Here is a 688-nt window from a genome sequence, read left to right as displayed (position 1 = left end):
CCACCCGGCTGCTGTCGACGCTGCCCGAGCGGCGCCAGCCGCCGAAGACCGTGCCGCCGCTGCGCCGCCCCGAGGTGCGGGCCCGCATCGCCGCCAAGGCCGCGCAGACCTCGGCGTGACGCCGGCGCCCACCGGCCCGGCGCTCAAGGAGTGGAGCGCCGCGGTGCACGCGATGCTCGCGGGCCGGCAGTCGATCCTGTTGCGCAAGGGCGGGATCGGTGAGAAGCGCTTCCGGGTGGACGCTTCGCGCTTCCTGCTGTTCCCCACCGTCGCGCACAGCCACGCCGAACGGGTGCGTCCCGAACACCGCGACCTGCTCGAGCCGGCGGCCGCCGACTCCACCGAGGACGCCGTCGTGCTGCGGGCCGGCGCCGCCGTCGTGGAGGCCGTCGAGGTGAACAGACCCGAGGCTATCGACGAGCTTGCGCCGCTGCACATCTGGACCGCCGACTCGATCCGGTCCGATCGCCTGGACTTCCGGCCGAAGCACCGGCTGACCGTGCTGGTGGTCGCGGTCAGTCCGCTTCTCGAGCCGGTCCGGCTCACGCGCGCCCCGGAGTACGGCGGCTGCACCAGCTGGGTGCAACTGCCGGTCGCCCCGGCGTGGGGCGCGCCGGTCCGCGATGCGGCCGAGCTGGGGGGGCTGGCCGGTCGCGTCCGCGACCTAGTGGGCTGACGGCGGACGGGG

The 688-nt window shown here is 75.4% G+C and carries 1 protein-coding gene and 1 pseudogene; both read left to right on the top strand.

Annotated elements, in window-relative coordinates:
* Positions 1-119: pseudogene (locus Q2100_RS28600) on the top strand (DUF2277 domain-containing protein); the annotation flags it as partial.
* 53 nt (positions 120-172) lie between these two features.
* Positions 173-676, top strand: coding sequence for a DUF1802 family protein (locus Q2100_RS28595; RefSeq protein WP_407667710.1), 504 nt, complete (start codon positions 173-175; stop codon positions 674-676).
* Positions 677-688 lie beyond the last annotated feature (12 nt).

Source organism: Mycolicibacterium arseniciresistens (genome assembly GCF_030519285.1).
Taxonomy (GTDB): domain Bacteria; phylum Actinomycetota; class Actinomycetes; order Mycobacteriales; family Mycobacteriaceae; genus Mycobacterium; species Mycobacterium arseniciresistens.
The sequence above is the reverse complement of the archived record's forward strand: the minus strand, read 5'-3'. Positions and strand labels throughout refer to the sequence as shown.

Excerpts from the sequence above, each read along its gene's own strand:
- Q2100_RS28595 (WP_407667710.1), top strand. The coding sequence starts at position 173 with ATGCTCGCGGGCCGGCAGTCGATCCTGTTGCGCAAGGGCGGGATCGGT.